This window comes from Nocardia sp. 852002-20019_SCH5090214, assembly GCF_001665865.1.
In the GTDB taxonomy this organism is placed as follows: domain Bacteria; phylum Actinomycetota; class Actinomycetes; order Mycobacteriales; family Mycobacteriaceae; genus Nocardia; species Nocardia nova.
On sequence record NZ_LZMK01000125.1, the window covers coordinates 1 to 604 of the forward strand.

The 604-nt window shown below is 66.4% G+C and carries 1 pseudogene; it reads right to left on the reverse strand.

Going from position 1 to position 604, the window contains the following annotated elements:
- Positions 1-562 (reverse strand): annotated as a pseudogene (locus A5780_RS11000) (hypothetical protein); the annotation flags it as partial.
- Positions 563-604 lie beyond the last annotated feature (42 nt).

Sequence of the window (604 nt, forward strand, 5' to 3'; positions counted from 1 at the left end):
GCATCTTCTTCGTCAACGCCGAAAGGCTGTTCACGCTGGGCTCGTTGCGCCACTGTTCGATCTGGGCGTACAGCTCCTGCTTGACCGATTCGTCGATGTCCTCGGCCGCGATCATCTCCACCAGCCGGTCTTGGGCGGTGGCCAGACGAGACTTGGCGGCGCGTTCCTGTTCGGCGGCGGCCATCTTCGCCGCCAGCTTCGGGGTCATGTCCTCGTCGACGGTGACCTTCCCGCTGGACAGGTCGACCTCCACACCCCACCGCTGCTTGATGTGGCTGGCCAGCTCGACCGCCGCGCGCCGCGCGGTGTCGGACTCCTCGGACCAGGTCACAGCCTCGTGCAGCGCGACCGCGACCTCACTGCGCGACAGGCGATCCCAGCCCGTCTTGCGTATCTTCTCCAGCGCGGTCTCGGCGGCCTTGCGTTGCGCGGCGAGCGCCGCGGCCTGCTCACGAGCCTTCTTCGCGTCGCGCTGCTCCTGCTCCTTCAACGCCTCACGGCGACGCCGGGCACTCTCATTGGCGCGGGTCAACACGTCCTGCATCAAGCCGCGGATCAACATCGCGAATTTGGAGCCGATGTGATCAATGGTGTCGTCGTGGTG